The following is a 19,201-nucleotide window of genomic DNA, read 5'->3' as shown; positions in this document are numbered from 1 at the left end:
CTTTTCACCCGCTTACTTTAGTTTTAAAGATGTGAGCATTGCTTTCATCATTCTGGCTCTTAGTTCATCCCGTTCGGGCAAATCAATATATAGAACTGAACGATCCATTACACTCACCATCATTTTAGCTTCTCTTTCCGAAATAACTCCGTCCTCTAACAGTCTGAGAATAATGTCATCAGAGGCTGCCTGGGACAAGTGGGTATGGATCTGCGAAATAATATTATTGATGAGGACGACTTCGTTATTCATTTTAACTTTGATAATACGAATATAACCGCCGCCTCCCCGTTTACTTTCAACAATATATCCTCTTTCACTTGTAAATCTGGTGTTGATGACATAATTTATTTGGGAAGGAACACATTGAAATTTATCAGCGATTTCACTGCGTTTGATCTCTAAAATTTCTTTGCCATTTTGATCTAATACTTGTTTCAAGTACTGTTCAATGATGTCAGAAATATTATGTCCCACTCAACCCCCTCCTTTATTGACTTTGACTATATTTGACTTTAATCTTACTATAAGGTGTTTCGCAAAATTTTTCAACTGTATCGCTCTATCTCTATTATTTCCACTTTGCACAAGCATAAAACCTGCTTTTGCAAAAAGGCATATCGTTACGTTTCTCATATTATATAACGTATGCAGAAAAACACAAAAAAGGCAGCTCATGATGAGCTGCCTTTACCGAAATGATAGCTTGGCGGCGTCCTACTCTCACAGGGGGAAACCCCCGACTACCATCGGCGCTGAAGAGCTTAACTTCCGTGTTCGGCATGGGAACGGGTGTGACCTCTTCGCTATCGCCACCAAACCATTGAGAGTGTTCTCTCAAAACTAGATAACAGTAAGCATACATTCAAATTGGTTAAGTCCTCGATCGATTAGTATCTGTCAGCTCCATGTGTCGCCACACTTCCACCTCAGACCTATCAACCTGATCATCTTTCAGGGATCTTACTTCCTTGCGGAATGGGAAATCTCATCTTGAGGGGGGCTTCATGCTTAGATGCTTTCAGCACTTATCCCGTCCGCACATAGCTACCCAGCGATGCCCTTGGCAGAACAACTGGTACACCAGCGGTGCGTCCATCCCGGTCCTCTCGTACTAAGGACAGCTCCTCTCAAATTTCCTGCGCCCGCGACGGATAGGGACCGAACTGTCTCACGACGTTCTGAACCCAGCTCGCGTACCGCTTTAATGGGCGAACAGCCCAACCCTTGGGACCGACTACAGCCCCAGGATGCGATGAGCCGACATCGAGGTGCCAAACCTCCCCGTCGATGTGGACTCTTGGGGGAGATAAGCCTGTTATCCCCGGGGTAGCTTTTATCCGTTGAGCGATGGCCCTTCCATGCGGAACCACCGGATCACTAAGCCCGACTTTCGTCCCTGCTCGACTTGTAGGTCTCGCAGTCAAGCTCCCTTGTGCCTTTACACTCTGCGAATGATTTCCAACCATTCTGAGGGAACCTTTGGGCGCCTCCGTTACCTTTTAGGAGGCGACCGCCCCAGTCAAACTGCCCACCTGACACTGTCTCCCCGCCCGATAAGGGCGGCGGGTTAGAAGGTCAATACAGCCAGGGTAGTATCCCACCGATGCCTCCACCGAAGCTGGCGCTCCGGTTTCCAAGGCTCCTACCTATCCTGTACAAGCTGTACCAACATTCAATATCAGGCTGCAGTAAAGCTCCACGGGGTCTTTCCGTCCTGTCGCGGGTAACCTGCATCTTCACAGGTACTATAATTTCACCGAGTCTCTCGTTGAGACAGTGCCCAGATCGTTGCGCCTTTCGTGCGGGTCGGAACTTACCCGACAAGGAATTTCGCTACCTTAGGACCGTTATAGTTACGGCCGCCGTTTACTGGGGCTTCAATTCGCACCTTCGCTTACGCTAAGCGCTCCTCTTAACCTTCCAGCACCGGGCAGGCGTCAGCCCCTATACTTCGCCTTACGGCTTCGCAGAGACCTGTGTTTTTGCTAAACAGTCGCCTGGGCCTATTCACTGCGGCTCTCTCGGGCTTGCACCCTAACAGAGCACCCCTTCTCCCGAAGTTACGGGGTCATTTTGCCGAGTTCCTTAACGAGAGTTCTCTCGATCACCTTAGGATTCTCTCCTCGCCTACCTGTGTCGGTTTGCGGTACGGGCACCTCTCACCTCGCTAGAGGCTTTTCTTGGCAGTGTGGAATCAGGAACTTCGCTACTATAATTCGCTCGCCATCACAGCTCAGCCTTCACGGGAAACGGATTTGCCTATTTCCCAGCCTAACTGCTTGGACGCGGATATCCAATACCGCGCTTACCCTATCCTCCTGCGTCCCCCCATTGCTCAAATGGTGAGGAGGTGGTACAGGAATATCAACCTGTTATCCATCGCCTACGCCTTTCGGCCTCGGCTTAGGTCCCGACTAACCCTGAGCGGACGAGCCTTCCTCAGGAAACCTTAGGCATTCGGTGGAGGGGATTCTCACCCCTCTTTCGCTACTCATACCGGCATTCTCACTTCTAAGCGCTCCACAAGTCCTTCCGGTCTTGCTTCACAGCCCTTAGAACGCTCTCCTACCACTGTTCGAAGAACAGTCCGCAGCTTCGGTGATACGTTTAGCCCCGGTACATTTTCGGCGCAGAGTCACTCGACCAGTGAGCTATTACGCACTCTTTAAATGGTGGCTGCTTCTAAGCCAACATCCTGGTTGTCTAAGCAACTCCACATCCTTTTCCACTTAACGTATACTTTGGGACCTTAGCTGGCGGTCTGGGCTGTTTCCCTTTCGACTACGGATCTTATCACTCGCAGTCTGACTCCCAAGGATAAGTCATCGGCATTCGGAGTTTGACTGAATTCGGTAACCCGGTAGGGGCCCCTAGTCCAATCAGTGCTCTACCTCCGAGACTCTTACCTTGAGGCTAGCCCTAAAGCTATTTCGGAGAGAACCAGCTATCTCCAGGTTCGATTGGCATTTCACCCCTACCCACACCTCATCCCCGCACTTTTCAACGTGCGTGGGTTCGGGCCTCCATTCAGTGTTACCTGAACTTCACCCTGGACATGGGTAGATCACCTGGTTTCGGGTCTACGACCACGTACTCAATTCGCCCTATTCAGACTCGCTTTCGCTGCGGCTCCGCATCTTCTGCTTAACCTTGCACGGGATCGTAACTCGCCGGTTCATTCTACAAAAGGCACGCCATCACCCGTTAACGGGCTCTGACTACTTGTAGGCACACGGTTTCAGGATCTCTTTCACTCCCCTTCCGGGGTGCTTTTCACCTTTCCCTCACGGTACTGGTTCACTATCGGTCACTAGGGAGTATTTAGCCTTGGGAGATGGTCCTCCCGGATTCCGACGGAATTTCACGTGTTCCGCCGTACTCAGGATCCACTCAGGAGAGAACGAAGTTTTGACTACAGGGCTGTTACCTCCTATGGCGGGCCTTTCCAGACCTCTTCATCTACCTCGTTCCTTTGTAACTCCGTACAGAGTGTCCTACAACCCCAAGAGGCAAGCCTCTTGGTTTGGGCTGGTCCCGTTTCGCTCGCCGCTACTCAGGGAATCGCATTTGCTTTCTCTTCCTCCGGGTACTTAGATGTTTCAGTTCCCCGGGTCTGCCTTCTCATATCCTATGTATTCAGATATGGATACCACTCCATTACGAGTGGTGGGTTTCCCCATTCGGAAATCTCCGGATCAAAGCTTGCTTACAGCTCCCCGAAGCATATCGGTGTTCGTCCCGTCCTTCATCGGCTCCTAGTGCCAAGGCATCCACCGTGCGCCCTTTCTAACTTAACCGTTAAAAAGAATCACTACGTGATATCTTGCATTACTAATTGAATGTGAATTACTTCTGTTATCTAGTTTTCAAAGAACAACGCATAGGACATGCTAACACATGCGTTGCCACAGGAAGTGGCGCATTTAGCAGGTGTTCCTATGTTTTGAAGGAATGATCCTTCAAAACTAAACAAGACAGGGAACGTTCTGTTTATAAGACCCAAGGTCTTATATTCCGTTAAAATCCTTAGAAAGGAGGTGATCCAGCCGCACCTTCCGATACGGCTACCTTGTTACGACTTCACCCCAATCATCTGTCCCACCTTCGGCGGCTGGCTCCTAAAAGGTTACCTCACCGACTTCGGGTGTTACAAACTCTCGTGGTGTGACGGGCGGTGTGTACAAGGCCCGGGAACGTATTCACCGCGGCATGCTGATCCGCGATTACTAGCGATTCCAGCTTCACGCAGTCGAGTTGCAGACTGCGATCCGAACTGAGAACAGATTTGTGGGATTGGCTTAACCTCGCGGTTTCGCTGCCCTTTGTTCTGTCCATTGTAGCACGTGTGTAGCCCAGGTCATAAGGGGCATGATGATTTGACGTCATCCCCACCTTCCTCCGGTTTGTCACCGGCAGTCACCTTAGAGTGCCCAACTGAATGCTGGCAACTAAGATCAAGGGTTGCGCTCGTTGCGGGACTTAACCCAACATCTCACGACACGAGCTGACGACAACCATGCACCACCTGTCACTCTGCCCCCGAAGGGGACGTCCTATCTCTAGGATTGTCAGAGGATGTCAAGACCTGGTAAGGTTCTTCGCGTTGCTTCGAATTAAACCACATGCTCCACCGCTTGTGCGGGCCCCCGTCAATTCCTTTGAGTTTCAGTCTTGCGACCGTACTCCCCAGGCGGAGTGCTTAATGCGTTAGCTGCAGCACTAAGGGGCGGAAACCCCCTAACACTTAGCACTCATCGTTTACGGCGTGGACTACCAGGGTATCTAATCCTGTTCGCTCCCCACGCTTTCGCTCCTCAGCGTCAGTTACAGACCAGAGAGTCGCCTTCGCCACTGGTGTTCCTCCACATCTCTACGCATTTCACCGCTACACGTGGAATTCCACTCTCCTCTTCTGCACTCAAGTTCCCCAGTTTCCAATGACCCTCCCCGGTTGAGCCGGGGGCTTTCACATCAGACTTAAGAAACCGCCTGCGAGCCCTTTACGCCCAATAATTCCGGACAACGCTTGCCACCTACGTATTACCGCGGCTGCTGGCACGTAGTTAGCCGTGGCTTTCTGGTTAGGTACCGTCAAGGTGCCGCCCTATTTGAACGGCACTTGTTCTTCCCTAACAACAGAGCTTTACGATCCGAAAACCTTCATCACTCACGCGGCGTTGCTCCGTCAGACTTTCGTCCATTGCGGAAGATTCCCTACTGCTGCCTCCCGTAGGAGTCTGGGCCGTGTCTCAGTCCCAGTGTGGCCGATCACCCTCTCAGGTCGGCTACGCATCGTCGCCTTGGTGAGCCGTTACCTCACCAACTAGCTAATGCGCCGCGGGTCCATCTGTAAGTGGTAGCCGAAGCCACCTTTTATGTCTGAACCATGCGGTTCAAACAACCATCCGGTATTAGCCCCGGTTTCCCGGAGTTATCCCAGTCTTACAGGCAGGTTACCCACGTGTTACTCACCCGTCCGCCGCTAACATCAGGGAGCAAGCTCCCATCTGTCCGCTCGACTTGCATGTATTAGGCACGCCGCCAGCGTTCGTCCTGAGCCAGGATCAAACTCTCCGATAAATGGATCACAGACTAAGTTCACTGCATCCCGCAGTAACGTCTGTGTGATCTGCATCGTGCAGACCTTAGTTTGACTGACTACGCACATCGCTGTGCGATTTATTTAAAACTTTGAATTAACAGGTACGTTTTGTCTTGTTTAGTTTTCAAAGATCATTTTGTTCACTTTCTCAAGCAACTTTTTAAGTATATAATAAGTTTCTCTTAAAGTCAACATGTTTTTTTATAAATGGTGGAGCCTAGCGGGATCGAACCGCTGACCTCCTGCGTGCAAAGCAGGCGCTCTCCCAGCTGAGCTAAGGCCCCGAAGTGGTCGGGAAGACAGGATTCGAACCTGCGACCCCATGGTCCCAAACCATGTGCTCTACCAAGCTGAGCTACTTCCCGATTTTTTAAAATATTATGGCGCGCCCGAGAGGAGTCGAACCCCTAACCTTTTGATCCGTAGTCAAACGCTCTATCCAATTGAGCTACGGGCGCATAATAATGAATGCCGAGGGCCGGACTTGAACCGGCACGGTAGTCACCTACCGCAGGATTTTAAGTCCTGTGTGTCTGCCAATTCCACCACCCCGGCGTGGATGGTATAGTTGGAGCGGAAGACGGGATTCGAACCCGCGACCCCCACCTTGGCAAGGTGGTGTTCTACCACTGAACTACTTCCGCATACAGGATAACTATCCTGTATAATGCGGGTGAAGGGACTTGAACCCCCACGTCATAAGACACTAGATCCTAAGTCTAGCGCGTCTGCCAATTCCGCCACACCCGCGTTACATGGTGAGCCATGAAGGACTCGAACCTTCGACCCTCTGATTAAAAGTCAGATGCTCTACCAACTGAGCTAATGGCTCTTTTTAAAAGACTTGTGTTATTATCTTGTCCAAAAATGGTGCCGGCCAGAGGACTTGAACCCCCAACCTACTGATTACAAGTCAGTTGCTCTACCAATTGAGCTAGGCCGGCAAATATGGTGGAGGATGACGGGCTCGAACCGCCGACCCTCTGCTTGTAAGGCAGATGCTCTCCCAGCTGAGCTAATCCTCCGTATATTACACTTACGTGTAATAGCTTGGCGGCGTCCTACTCTCACAGGGGGAAACCCCCGACTACCATCGGCGCTGAAGAGCTTAACTTCCGTGTTCGGCATGGGAACGGGTGTGACCTCTTCGCTATCGCCACCAAACCATTGAGAGTGTTCTCTCAAAACTAGATAACAGTAAGCATACATTCAAATTGGTTAAGTCCTCGATCGATTAGTATCTGTCAGCTCCATGTGTCGCCACACTTCCACCTCAGACCTATCAACCTGATCATCTTTCAGGGATCTTACTTCCTTGCGGAATGGGAAATCTCATCTTGAGGGGGGCTTCATGCTTAGATGCTTTCAGCACTTATCCCGTCCGCACATAGCTACCCAGCGATGCCCTTGGCAGAACAACTGGTACACCAGCGGTGCGTCCATCCCGGTCCTCTCGTACTAAGGACAGCTCCTCTCAAATTTCCTGCGCCCGCGACGGATAGGGACCGAACTGTCTCACGACGTTCTGAACCCAGCTCGCGTACCGCTTTAATGGGCGAACAGCCCAACCCTTGGGACCGACTACAGCCCCAGGATGCGATGAGCCGACATCGAGGTGCCAAACCTCCCCGTCGATGTGGACTCTTGGGGGAGATAAGCCTGTTATCCCCGGGGTAGCTTTTATCCGTTGAGCGATGGCCCTTCCATGCGGAACCACCGGATCACTAAGCCCGACTTTCGTCCCTGCTCGACTTGTAGGTCTCGCAGTCAAGCTCCCTTGTGCCTTTACACTCTGCGAATGATTTCCAACCATTCTGAGGGAACCTTTGGGCGCCTCCGTTACCTTTTAGGAGGCGACCGCCCCAGTCAAACTGCCCACCTGACACTGTCTCCCCGCCCGATAAGGGCGGCGGGTTAGAAGGTCAATACAGCCAGGGTAGTATCCCACCGATGCCTCCACCGAAGCTGGCGCTCCGGTTTCCAAGGCTCCTACCTATCCTGTACAAGCTGTACCAACATTCAATATCAGGCTGCAGTAAAGCTCCACGGGGTCTTTCCGTCCTGTCGCGGGTAACCTGCATCTTCACAGGTACTATAATTTCACCGAGTCTCTCGTTGAGACAGTGCCCAGATCGTTGCGCCTTTCGTGCGGGTCGGAACTTACCCGACAAGGAATTTCGCTACCTTAGGACCGTTATAGTTACGGCCGCCGTTTACTGGGGCTTCAATTCGCACCTTCGCTTACGCTAAGCGCTCCTCTTAACCTTCCAGCACCGGGCAGGCGTCAGCCCCTATACTTCGCCTTACGGCTTCGCAGAGACCTGTGTTTTTGCTAAACAGTCGCCTGGGCCTATTCACTGCGGCTCTCTCGGGCTTGCACCCTAACAGAGCACCCCTTCTCCCGAAGTTACGGGGTCATTTTGCCGAGTTCCTTAACGAGAGTTCTCTCGATCACCTTAGGATTCTCTCCTCGCCTACCTGTGTCGGTTTGCGGTACGGGCACCTCTCACCTCGCTAGAGGCTTTTCTTGGCAGTGTGGAATCAGGAACTTCGCTACTATAATTCGCTCGCCATCACAGCTCAGCCTTCACGGGAAACGGATTTGCCTATTTCCCAGCCTAACTGCTTGGACGCGGATATCCAATACCGCGCTTACCCTATCCTCCTGCGTCCCCCCATTGCTCAAATGGTGAGGAGGTGGTACAGGAATATCAACCTGTTATCCATCGCCTACGCCTTTCGGCCTCGGCTTAGGTCCCGACTAACCCTGAGCGGACGAGCCTTCCTCAGGAAACCTTAGGCATTCGGTGGAGGGGATTCTCACCCCTCTTTCGCTACTCATACCGGCATTCTCACTTCTAAGCGCTCCACAAGTCCTTCCGGTCTTGCTTCACAGCCCTTAGAACGCTCTCCTACCACTGTTCGAAGAACAGTCCGCAGCTTCGGTGATACGTTTAGCCCCGGTACATTTTCGGCGCAGAGTCACTCGACCAGTGAGCTATTACGCACTCTTTAAATGGTGGCTGCTTCTAAGCCAACATCCTGGTTGTCTAAGCAACTCCACATCCTTTTCCACTTAACGTATACTTTGGGACCTTAGCTGGCGGTCTGGGCTGTTTCCCTTTCGACTACGGATCTTATCACTCGCAGTCTGACTCCCAAGGATAAGTCATCGGCATTCGGAGTTTGACTGAATTCGGTAACCCGGTAGGGGCCCCTAGTCCAATCAGTGCTCTACCTCCGAGACTCTTACCTTGAGGCTAGCCCTAAAGCTATTTCGGAGAGAACCAGCTATCTCCAGGTTCGATTGGCATTTCACCCCTACCCACACCTCATCCCCGCACTTTTCAACGTGCGTGGGTTCGGGCCTCCATTCAGTGTTACCTGAACTTCACCCTGGACATGGGTAGATCACCTGGTTTCGGGTCTACGACCACGTACTCAATTCGCCCTATTCAGACTCGCTTTCGCTGCGGCTCCGCATCTTCTGCTTAACCTTGCACGGGATCGTAACTCGCCGGTTCATTCTACAAAAGGCACGCCATCACCCGTTAACGGGCTCTGACTACTTGTAGGCACACGGTTTCAGGATCTCTTTCACTCCCCTTCCGGGGTGCTTTTCACCTTTCCCTCACGGTACTGGTTCACTATCGGTCACTAGGGAGTATTTAGCCTTGGGAGATGGTCCTCCCGGATTCCGACGGAATTTCACGTGTTCCGCCGTACTCAGGATCCACTCAGGAGAGAACGAAGTTTTGACTACAGGGCTGTTACCTCCTATGGCGGGCCTTTCCAGACCTCTTCATCTACCTCGTTCCTTTGTAACTCCGTACAGAGTGTCCTACAACCCCAAGAGGCAAGCCTCTTGGTTTGGGCTGGTCCCGTTTCGCTCGCCGCTACTCAGGGAATCGCATTTGCTTTCTCTTCCTCCGGGTACTTAGATGTTTCAGTTCCCCGGGTCTGCCTTCTCATATCCTATGTATTCAGATATGGATACCACTCCATTACGAGTGGTGGGTTTCCCCATTCGGAAATCTCCGGATCAAAGCTTGCTTACAGCTCCCCGAAGCATATCGGTGTTCGTCCCGTCCTTCATCGGCTCCTAGTGCCAAGGCATCCACCGTGCGCCCTTTCTAACTTAACCGTTAAAAAGAATCACTACGTGATATCTTGCATTACTAATTGAATGTGAATTACTCTGTTATCTAGTTTTCAAAGAACAACATCTCGAAGAATCGAATGATCCTTCAAAACTAAACAAGACAGGGAACGTTCTGTTTATAAGACCCAAGGTCTTATATTCCGTTAAAATCCTTAGAAAGGAGGTGATCCAGCCGCACCTTCCGATACGGCTACCTTGTTACGACTTCACCCCAATCATCTGTCCCACCTTCGGCGGCTGGCTCCTAAAAGGTTACCTCACCGACTTCGGGTGTTACAAACTCTCGTGGTGTGACGGGCGGTGTGTACAAGGCCCGGGAACGTATTCACCGCGGCATGCTGATCCGCGATTACTAGCGATTCCAGCTTCACGCAGTCGAGTTGCAGACTGCGATCCGAACTGAGAACAGATTTGTGGGATTGGCTTAACCTCGCGGTTTCGCTGCCCTTTGTTCTGTCCATTGTAGCACGTGTGTAGCCCAGGTCATAAGGGGCATGATGATTTGACGTCATCCCCACCTTCCTCCGGTTTGTCACCGGCAGTCACCTTAGAGTGCCCAACTGAATGCTGGCAACTAAGATCAAGGGTTGCGCTCGTTGCGGGACTTAACCCAACATCTCACGACACGAGCTGACGACAACCATGCACCACCTGTCACTCTGCCCCCGAAGGGGACGTCCTATCTCTAGGATTGTCAGAGGATGTCAAGACCTGGTAAGGTTCTTCGCGTTGCTTCGAATTAAACCACATGCTCCACCGCTTGTGCGGGCCCCCGTCAATTCCTTTGAGTTTCAGTCTTGCGACCGTACTCCCCAGGCGGAGTGCTTAATGCGTTAGCTGCAGCACTAAGGGGCGGAAACCCCCTAACACTTAGCACTCATCGTTTACGGCGTGGACTACCAGGGTATCTAATCCTGTTCGCTCCCCACGCTTTCGCTCCTCAGCGTCAGTTACAGACCAGAGAGTCGCCTTCGCCACTGGTGTTCCTCCACATCTCTACGCATTTCACCGCTACACGTGGAATTCCACTCTCCTCTTCTGCACTCAAGTTCCCCAGTTTCCAATGACCCTCCCCGGTTGAGCCGGGGGCTTTCACATCAGACTTAAGAAACCGCCTGCGAGCCCTTTACGCCCAATAATTCCGGACAACGCTTGCCACCTACGTATTACCGCGGCTGCTGGCACGTAGTTAGCCGTGGCTTTCTGGTTAGGTACCGTCAAGGTGCCGCCCTATTTGAACGGCACTTGTTCTTCCCTAACAACAGAGCTTTACGATCCGAAAACCTTCATCACTCACGCGGCGTTGCTCCGTCAGACTTTCGTCCATTGCGGAAGATTCCCTACTGCTGCCTCCCGTAGGAGTCTGGGCCGTGTCTCAGTCCCAGTGTGGCCGATCACCCTCTCAGGTCGGCTACGCATCGTCGCCTTGGTGAGCCGTTACCTCACCAACTAGCTAATGCGCCGCGGGTCCATCTGTAAGTGGTAGCCGAAGCCACCTTTTATGTCTGAACCATGCGGTTCAAACAACCATCCGGTATTAGCCCCGGTTTCCCGGAGTTATCCCAGTCTTACAGGCAGGTTACCCACGTGTTACTCACCCGTCCGCCGCTAACATCAGGGAGCAAGCTCCCATCTGTCCGCTCGACTTGCATGTATTAGGCACGCCGCCAGCGTTCGTCCTGAGCCAGGATCAAACTCTCCGATAAAGTGTTTGACTGACTACACACATCGCTGTGCGATTTATTTAAAACTTTGAATTAACAGGTACGTTTTGTCTTGTTTAGTTTTCAAAGATCATTTTGTCTTTCGTTCAAGCGACTTTATTATTATATCTTATCAATCTCTTGAAGTCAACAACTTTTTGAATTTCTTTTTTTCGTCAGCGCCTTGTTTAGCGGCAACGAATAATAATATACCACCTCACAAATAATAGTGCAATAGTTTTTTAAAAGAAAATCAAAAAAGTTTTACGAGTGGCTTGTTTCTAAAAAAGCGCCGTACTGCGATAAGCAGAAACGGCGCCTTCCCTTTTATTAGCGTTGTCTCATTTGAGGGAATAATAAAACGTCTCTGATAGACGGAGCATTTGTTAACAGCATGACAAGGCGGTCGATACCGATACCCAATCCCCCGGTCGGCGGCATGCCGTATTCAAGAGCTTCAACGAAGTCTTCATCCATCATATGCGCTTCATCGTTTCCTTCTTCTCTTTCTTTTAATTGCGCTTCAAAGCGTTCCCTCTGGTCAATAGGGTCATTCAGCTCCGTAAACGCATTAGCATGCTCACGGCCGACGATAAACAGCTCAAAACGGTCTGTAAAGCGAGGGTCCTCCGGATTTTTCTTAGCAAGAGGAGAAATCTCTACAGGGTGGCCGTAAATAAATGTAGGCTGAATGAGTGTTTCTTCAATTTTTTGTTCGAAGAATTCATTGATGATATGACCCACCGTCATTGAGTTTGTGATCTCGATACCATGCTCTTTTGCATGACCGCGCGCTTCTTCAACAGTCATCTCATTCCAGAAATCTACGCCTGTCGCTTCTTTGACCGCATCTACCATGTGGAGTCGTTTCCATTCAGGTTTCAGATCAATCTGCTCTTCTCCGTACTGGATTGTGGTGCTTCCAAGCACTTCCTGCGCAATATGTGCTACGAGGTTTTCCGTAAGACTCATAATATCTTTATAATCGGCGTACGCTTCATACAGCTCGATCATCGTGAATTCAGGGTTATGGCGTGTAGAAACACCTTCATTACGGAACACACGGCCGATTTCGTAGACTTTTTCCAATCCGCCGACAATCAGGCGTTTCAGGTGCAGTTCAATCGCAATACGCATATAAAGAGGCATATCGAGCGCGTTATGGTGCGTGATGAACGGGCGTGCAGACGCTCCTCCCGGTATGCTGTGCATCGTAGGTGTTTCAACTTCTAAGTATCCATGGTCATCTAAGTATCTTCTCATCGCTTGGATGATTTTGCTGCGTGTGATAAACGTTTGTTTGCTGTCAGGGTTTACGATGAGATCGAGATAGCGCTGGCGGTAACGCTGTTCAACATCTTTTAACCCATGATATTTATCAGGAAGAGGACGCAGTGCTTTTGTCAGCAGTTCAAAAGATGTCGCTTTGACAGAAAGCTCGCCTACGTTTGTTTTGAAAACTTTCCCCGTGATGCCGATAACGTCTCCGAGGTCTGAAGATTTAAAGATTTCATATTGTTCTTCGCCGACACTGTCTTTTCTTACGTAAATTTGAATTTGACCTTCTAAGTCCTGCAGATGCGCAAAGCCGGCTTTCCCTTTTCCGCGCTTTGTCATCATACGGCCTGCAATGGTCACTTCGATCGCTTTTTCTTCCAGTTCTTCTTTAGAAAGCTCCTGGTAGGCGTCAATGATCTGTTGAGATTGATGCGTTCTCTCGAAACGTTCGCCGAAAGGGTCAATGCCGTTTTCTCTCAGCTGGTTCATTTTATCTCGTCTGACTTGCAGCTGGTCGTTCAATTCCTCATGATTTTGCTCTTCTTGACTCATTGGTATCACTCCGTTACATTTTGATTTCACGAAAAAGCAGAAAAACTGCCAGCGGTAAGCTGGCAGTGAGCAGCAATAGAGGGTGTATATTAACCTACTTTTGCATCTTGAAGCTCTTTTGCCTCTGCTTCGGCGGTAAATGCATCTAAAAGCTGCACAACTTCTTCACGCGTCTCACATTGGTTAATTTCGTTGCGTACATTCGCATTGCCTCTGACACCTTTCAGGTACCAGGCAGCGTGTTTTCTCATTTCTCTGACTGCCACATTTTCGCCTTTTAACTTAATCAGGCGGTCTAAGTGCAGTTTGCAAACCGACATTTTTTCACGGACTTTCGGTTCGTCTTTTAACTCACCGGTTTCAAGGTAGTGCACCGTACGGTAAATCATCCACGGGTTGCCGAGTGCGGCCCGGCCGATCATGACGCCGTCAACTCCTGTTTCCTCAAGCATACGTTTCGCGTCCTGAGGCGTTTTGACATCACCGTTTCCGATGACGGGAATGGAGACGGATTGTTTCACTTCTTTAATGATATCCCAGTTCGCAGTGCCTTCATACATTTGCACTCTTGTGCGGCCGTGCAGGGCAACGGCTTTTCCGCCGGCACGTTCAACGGCTTGGGCATTTTTCACCGCATAGATGTGCTCTTCATCCCAACCCATTCTCATCTTCACTGTAACCGGCTTATCAACAGCATCTACTACTGCGGATACCATTTCATAAATCTTATCAGGATCGAGAAGCCATTTGGCGCCCGCATCACATTTTGTAATCTTGGGTACGGGACATCCCATGTTAATATCAATAATATCAGCAGTCGTGTTTTGATCTACAAACTTCGCCGCTTCCACCAGAGTTTCCTTTTTCCCTCCAAAAATCTGAAGGCTGAGCGGTTTTTCACGTTCATCAATGTAAAGCATCCCCATTGTTCTGGCGTTGTTGTAAAGAATCGCTTTGTCACTGACCATTTCAGCGCATACCAATCCGGCTCCGAATTCCTTTACAGTCAATCTGAACGCTGAGTTGCAGACACCGGCCATAGGGGCAAGCACAACCCGGTTTTTCAATTGAATATCACCGATTTTAAACATTTTTCCCCTCCTTTCATTTGTCTATTTTTCAGGCGGGGCCAATTCGTCCGCACTTATATTTAAAACATCTGCCGCATCTTGAATGATGGCATCTGACGGCAATCGGTTTCCGCGTTCAATTTCACCGACAATAGAAACTGATATACCTAATGCTTTTGCAAATCCTTCTTGAGTATAACCTTTCAGCTTTCTGAATGCACGAATTCGCCTACCCCAGATTTCTGCTTCCATACTCTTACACCTTCTTGGTTTGTTTCAGCGCTTATCGTGATATGATCCGCCTGCGGACATATTTCTTTTAACGGCGCAAGGACAAATAAGCGCTCAAACATTCTCGGATGCGGAACAATCAGCCGCTCTGTTTCAATATTTTCACGATTATACAGCAAAATGTCAAGGTCTGCCGTCCGCGGTCCCCAGCGAATCTCTCTCGTTCTGCCTAATTCAGCTTCAATGCTCTGCGTTACATCAAGAAGTTCAAAAGGAGATAACGACGTTTTCACTTCAACCGCCATATTGAGAAACTGATCTTGATCCTCATAGCCGACGGGATCTGTTTCATATATGGAGGACACCTTTGACACCGTCACGCCATGATGCCGGCTGAGCATGGCCACTGCCTGACGCAAATAATGTTCACGGTCGCCCATATTGGAACCGAGGCCGATATATGCCGTATTGTTCATGATTTCTTTCTCGTCATTTCTATAGCTACTGATTTATAATGGCCGGGAATCGGCGGGTCAGGCTTAACAAGCTTTACCGTACATTGCTGCACCGGCTCAAATTTCTTAAGGACGGTGTCTGCGATTCGTTCCGCAAGGGTCTCGACCAAATTAACGGGCTCGCCCTCAACGATGCCGCGGCAGACACTGTACAATTCCGCATAGTTAATGGTATAAGAAAGGTCATCCGTTTTTCCCGCTTTGCTCAAATCCAGTTCGGCAGTCAGGTCTACTTTGAAGCGCTGGCCGAGTTTGTTTTCTTCTTCGAACACGCCGTGATATCCGTAAAACTCCATTCCTTCCACATATACTTTATCCATAATGTGCGCCTCCTTTGTTCAACATAGCATCCATCATCTTAGTCATTCTTGCGATCTCTTTGACATCGTGCACCCTCACAATGTCGCAGCCTTTCTGGACGCCAAGGCATACTGTCGCTCCCGTTCCCTCAGCACGTTCTTCAGGGGGAAGGTCAAGTACACGGCCGATGAACCTTTTTCTCGATGTCGCCAGGAGCAGCGGATAACCTAACCCGCTGAACACCTCCAGCTTGTTCATGACAGCCAGATTGTCCTCATAGTTTTTCGCAAAGCCGATCCCCGGATCCAGAATCATGTTTTCATCTGTGACGCCGGCTTCTGCGGCAATTTTTACGCTTTCCATCAGGTCTGCAAGCATATCAGGAATAAGATCGTTGTAGTTTCTTTCCGTGCGATTATGCATTAAGATAATCGGAACCCCGTGTGCGGCGGCTACTGACGCCATGTCAGGGTCACCTTTCGCCCCCCAGATGTCATTAAGGATAGAGGCTCCCGCTTTGACCGCTTCGTCTGCCACGGACGCTTTGTACGTATCGATTGAAAGCGGAATGTCCAGCTCGCTTGTAATCCGTTCTATGACGGGGATGACTCGTGACATTTCCTCATCAGCCGACACGAGTGATGCGCCGGGTCTTGTCGATTCACCGCCGATATCTATAATATGCGCCCCTTCTTCAGCCATCTTCACCGCACGCAGAAGCGCCCTTTCCGTACTGTCGTATTTGCCGCCGTCAGAGAAGGAGTCTGGCGTTACATTTAATATCCCCATAACGAGCGTCTTCTCTTTATAGGACAGAGCGCCTTTTTTTGTATGAATCAGTTTAGGCTGTTCAATTGTTTGCTGCGCCATTTTGTTCCTCCTCCTGTACATTCATTTTGTTTATTTCCTGCTGATACTGCTTACGGAGCAATTGCACCGTTTTTCCGCTCATTCCGGGCAGCGGCACTTCCTCTATTTTAGAAAACGGGATGATTTCAAGCACGGAGTTTGTCATCCATGCTTCATCCGCTTCAAGCATTGATTGAAAACGGAATCGGCCTTCGGTGACTTCTGTCCCCTGCCGTTTCAATTCATCAATGACAAACTGTCTCGTTACGCCGTCGAGAATTCCCGTATCCAAAGATGGCGTAAAGACCTTGTCTCCTTTTCGCCAAAACACGTTGGAGACAATGCCTTCCGCGACATCTCCTTCACCGGTCAGGAAAATGCCTTCAAGATTGGGGTCATTCCCGATCTCCCGTTTAGCATACATGTTGTTTAAATAGTGATGGGATTTTAACCGAAAAGATCCTTCAGGCGTGTTTCTCCGGACAGAGAGAAGCCTGCCTTCTTTTTGAACAGGCAGAGTTTCCGGATTGAGCCGGTTGACGAAACAAAGGACGGTCGGCTTTTCATAAGTCTGCGCGGCAAATCCCTTATCGCTGACGCCTGCCGAGATGTTAAGCCGGACACGCGCGCTGCCGTCCTTGATGTCATTGAGGAGCAACAGTCTCAGAAGCATATCAAGCAGCTCCTGTTTGTTCACCTCATATGCAATCTGCAGATCCCGAAGCGCCCTGTTGAGCCTGGCGACATGCGCATCCGGCAGAAACGGCCGGCCGCTGTAAAGCCTGAACGTCTCGAACGCGCCGATCCCGTACAGATAACCATGGTCAAAAGGAGAAAGCGCCGCTTCTTTCTCCTCTATATATTGACCATTCAAATATATAATCACACCGTTACTTCCTTTTTGCGGTGTGTCTCTATAAAGTTTCTGAGCATCTCTTTGCCGAAGGAGGTCATGATGGATTCCGGATGGAACTGAACACCTTCAACAGGCAGCTCATTATGGCGGATTGCCATAATTTCTCCTTCTTTGGTTTGAGCGGATACCGTAAAACAATCCGGCAGCGTGTCCGCTTTGACAATAAGTGAATGGTACCGGGTGGCGACCAGCGGATTTTGCAGGCCTTTAAAAATCGTCTGTCCGTCATGCATAACTTCTGACGTTTTGCCGTGCATGAGCCGCTCTGCTCTGACGACATCGCCGCCGAATACTTGCGCAATCGACTGATGCCCGAGACATACGCCGAAAATAGGAATACTGCCGGCAAAATGTTTGATGGCTTCGAGGCTGATCCCCGCTTCATCAGGACTGCACGGCCCGGGTGAAATCATTAAGAAGTCCGGACCCAGCTCTTCTATCTGCTCAATCGTAATCTCGTCATTCCGTCTGACGATCAGTTCCTCCCCGAGCTCACCCAAATATTGAACCAAGTTGTACGTAAATGAATCATAATTGTCAATCATTAAAATCATCTCTGCTCACCTCGTCTGATTTTTTGTCTCTTCTTCGCTCAGCTCTAACGCCTTTTTCATCGCAAAAGCTTTTTTGAACGATTCCTTGTATTCATGCTTCGGAACCGAATCAATGACCACTCCTGCTCCGGACTGCATAAAAGCATGTCCGCCGGCTGCATAGATCGTCCGGATCACAATGTTAAACTGCAAATCTCCGTTGAATCCGAACCAGCCTATAGATCCAGTATAAAGCCCCCGTCTTGTCGGCTCAAGCTCTTCTATAATTTCCATCGTTCTCACTTTGGGCGCTCCCGTGATGGTGCCCCCCGGGAACACCGCATGAATAATGTCTGTCGCGTCATATCCGTCCTGCAGCTCTCCCTGTACGTTTGACACGATATGCATGACGTGGGAATACTTTTCGATCGCCATAAACTCGTTAACCCGCACGGAGCCGTAGCGCGATACGCGCCCGAGGTCATTGCGCTCAAGATCAACAAGCATGACGTGTTCCGCACGTTCTTTTTCGTTGTGAATTAATTCATCAGCCAAAGCCTTGTCTTCAGCATCGTCTTTTCCTCTTGAACGCGTACCCGCGATCGGTCTCGTTTCAAGCTTCTTCCCCTTCTTTGTCACCAATAGCTCCGGCGACCCGCATATCACTTGAAACCCCGGTGTCTCGAGATAGGCCATGTAAGGAGACGGATTGACGTTTCTCAAGTGTTTATACACCTCATACGGATGAACGGATAAGGACTGAGACTGCCTGATGGACAAATTAACCTGGAACACATCGCCGCTCGCGATATATTGTTTAATTTGTTCTACAGCCTGCGAAAATCCTTCTTCAGTGAACGGAGCGGCGTACGATCCGTCCCCATTCCGATCCAGCGGTGAAAAAGGCTCGTCCGCCGTTTGGAGGGAACACCACATGTCCTCTAAGCCGGACAGCTTTTCTTCCGCAAGATCCGCTTCTTCTGCTTCAGTATGGGTAATGAGCCATAACGCCTCTTCCTCATGGTCATAAACGGCCACATCATCAAAAACAAGAAAGTAAATATCAGGTGTTTCCAGATCATCTAACGACAGCATTTTAAAATTCTCAATATATCGGGCGTAGTCGTAACTGATAAAACCAATCGCACCGCCCTGAAAGTCCGGAAACTCAACGTTTGTTTCCGTTCCGAGCGTTCCAAACCATTCATGAAAGGCCCGCAGCGGGTCACCTTCTTTAAACAGTGTTTCCCCCTCATGCTTGATCGTTGTAATTCCGTCTTTCCCTCTGACGGACGCAATCGGATCTAGACCGGCTATACTGAATCTTCCCCCTCTCGCGCTTTCGAGCAGAACATGCCGTTTTCTCGATTTCGAAAGGTTTTCATATCGCTGTAAAAATGCTTGTTTCGTAAAAGGTATTTTTCTTCCTGCCGGTCTGCGTTGTGCCATCATATCAATCCTCTGCTTCGTTTTACTGTAGTTTTATT

10 protein-coding genes, 9 tRNA genes and 6 rRNA genes are annotated in these 19,201 nt (G+C 49.9%); all 25 read right to left on the bottom strand.

The window, feature by feature from the left end; genetic code table 11:
- Window positions 1–12: 12 nt before the first annotated feature.
- Complete coding sequence (ctsR, locus tag NYE38_RS00565; protein ID WP_016935919.1) at window positions 13–477, bottom strand: transcriptional regulator CtsR; 465 nt, start codon at window positions 475–477, stop codon at window positions 13–15.
- A 227-nt stretch (window positions 478–704) separates the two neighbouring features.
- Window positions 705–820, bottom strand: a 5S ribosomal RNA gene (rrf, locus tag NYE38_RS00560).
- Between the two features lie 50 nt (window positions 821–870).
- Window positions 871–3,800 (bottom strand): 23S ribosomal RNA (locus tag NYE38_RS00555).
- A 233-nt stretch (window positions 3,801–4,033) separates the two neighbouring features.
- Window positions 4,034–5,583, bottom strand: a 16S ribosomal RNA gene (locus NYE38_RS00550).
- 230 nt (window positions 5,584–5,813) lie between these two features.
- Window positions 5,814–5,889, bottom strand: a tRNA-Ala gene (locus tag NYE38_RS00545).
- A gap of 4 nt (window positions 5,890–5,893) precedes the next feature.
- Window positions 5,894–5,970 (bottom strand) — tRNA-Pro (locus NYE38_RS00540).
- 16 nt (window positions 5,971–5,986) lie between these two features.
- A tRNA-Arg gene (locus NYE38_RS00535) sits at window positions 5,987–6,063 on the bottom strand.
- 11 nt (window positions 6,064–6,074) lie between these two features.
- Window positions 6,075–6,160: transfer RNA gene (locus NYE38_RS00530), tRNA-Leu, on the bottom strand.
- A 14-nt stretch (window positions 6,161–6,174) separates the two neighbouring features.
- Window positions 6,175–6,249 (bottom strand) — tRNA-Gly (locus NYE38_RS00525).
- Window positions 6,250–6,273: 24 nt separating this feature from the next.
- Window positions 6,274–6,355, bottom strand: a tRNA-Leu gene (locus NYE38_RS00520).
- A 6-nt stretch (window positions 6,356–6,361) separates the two neighbouring features.
- A tRNA-Lys gene (locus tag NYE38_RS00515) sits at window positions 6,362–6,437 on the bottom strand.
- Between the two features lie 36 nt (window positions 6,438–6,473).
- A tRNA-Thr gene (locus NYE38_RS00510) sits at window positions 6,474–6,549 on the bottom strand.
- A gap of 5 nt (window positions 6,550–6,554) precedes the next feature.
- Window positions 6,555–6,630: transfer RNA gene (locus NYE38_RS00505), tRNA-Val, on the bottom strand.
- Window positions 6,631–6,653: 23 nt separating this feature from the next.
- A 5S ribosomal RNA gene (rrf, locus tag NYE38_RS00500) occupies window positions 6,654–6,769 on the bottom strand.
- Between the two features lie 50 nt (window positions 6,770–6,819).
- Window positions 6,820–9,749, bottom strand: a 23S ribosomal RNA gene (locus tag NYE38_RS00495).
- Window positions 9,750–9,923: 174 nt separating this feature from the next.
- Window positions 9,924–11,473, bottom strand: a 16S ribosomal RNA gene (locus NYE38_RS00490).
- The 16S, 23S and 5S rRNA genes sit together here with 9 tRNA genes alongside, the layout of an rRNA operon.
- A gap of 327 nt (window positions 11,474–11,800) precedes the next feature.
- A complete protein-coding gene (gene lysS / locus NYE38_RS00485; protein WP_014416740.1) occupies window positions 11,801–13,300 on the bottom strand; it encodes a lysine--tRNA ligase in 1,500 nt (499 codons plus the stop codon).
- 89 nt (window positions 13,301–13,389) lie between these two features.
- Complete coding sequence (dusB, locus tag NYE38_RS00480; protein ID WP_007409948.1) at window positions 13,390–14,391, bottom strand: tRNA dihydrouridine synthase DusB; 1,002 nt, start codon at window positions 14,389–14,391, stop codon at window positions 13,390–13,392.
- A gap of 21 nt (window positions 14,392–14,412) precedes the next feature.
- Window positions 14,413–14,622, bottom strand: a complete 210-nt coding sequence (locus NYE38_RS00475; protein WP_003150668.1) for a helix-turn-helix transcriptional regulator — start codon at window positions 14,620–14,622, stop codon at window positions 14,413–14,415.
- Entirely contained in the window at window positions 14,574–15,077 is a 504-nt protein-coding gene (gene folK, locus NYE38_RS00470; RefSeq protein ID WP_017419480.1) for a 2-amino-4-hydroxy-6-hydroxymethyldihydropteridine diphosphokinase, read from the bottom strand. The genes NYE38_RS00475 and folK overlap by 49 nt, the downstream gene beginning before the upstream one ends.
- On the bottom strand, window positions 15,074–15,436 hold the full coding sequence (folB, locus tag NYE38_RS00465; RefSeq protein WP_017419481.1) for a dihydroneopterin aldolase: 363 nt from the start codon (window positions 15,434–15,436) through the stop codon (window positions 15,074–15,076). Before folB ends, folK begins: the two co-directional genes overlap by 4 nt.
- On the bottom strand, window positions 15,429–16,286 hold the full coding sequence (gene folP, locus NYE38_RS00460; RefSeq protein ID WP_017419482.1) for a dihydropteroate synthase: 858 nt from the start codon (window positions 16,284–16,286) through the stop codon (window positions 15,429–15,431). Before folP ends, folB begins: the two co-directional genes overlap by 8 nt.
- A complete protein-coding gene (gene pabC, locus NYE38_RS00455) occupies window positions 16,267–17,151 on the bottom strand; it encodes an aminodeoxychorismate lyase (protein ID WP_017419483.1) in 885 nt (294 codons plus the stop codon). Before pabC ends, folP begins: the two co-directional genes overlap by 20 nt.
- Window positions 17,148–17,735 (bottom strand): aminodeoxychorismate/anthranilate synthase component II, encoded by a 588-nt coding sequence (gene pabA, locus NYE38_RS00450; RefSeq protein ID WP_007409944.1) that lies wholly within the window; start codon window positions 17,733–17,735, stop codon window positions 17,148–17,150. The genes pabC and pabA overlap by 4 nt, the downstream gene beginning before the upstream one ends.
- A 6-nt stretch (window positions 17,736–17,741) precedes the next feature.
- Window positions 17,742–19,163 (bottom strand): aminodeoxychorismate synthase, component I, encoded by a 1,422-nt coding sequence (gene pabB, locus NYE38_RS00445; RefSeq protein WP_025650395.1) that lies wholly within the window; start codon window positions 19,161–19,163, stop codon window positions 17,742–17,744.
- Window positions 19,164–19,201: the final 38 nt, after the last annotated feature.

This window comes from Bacillus sp. EU63 (genome assembly GCF_038592915.1).
GTDB lineage: Bacteria > Bacillota > Bacilli > Bacillales > Bacillaceae > Bacillus > Bacillus velezensis.
This window is presented reverse-complemented; position numbering and strand designations above follow the sequence as displayed.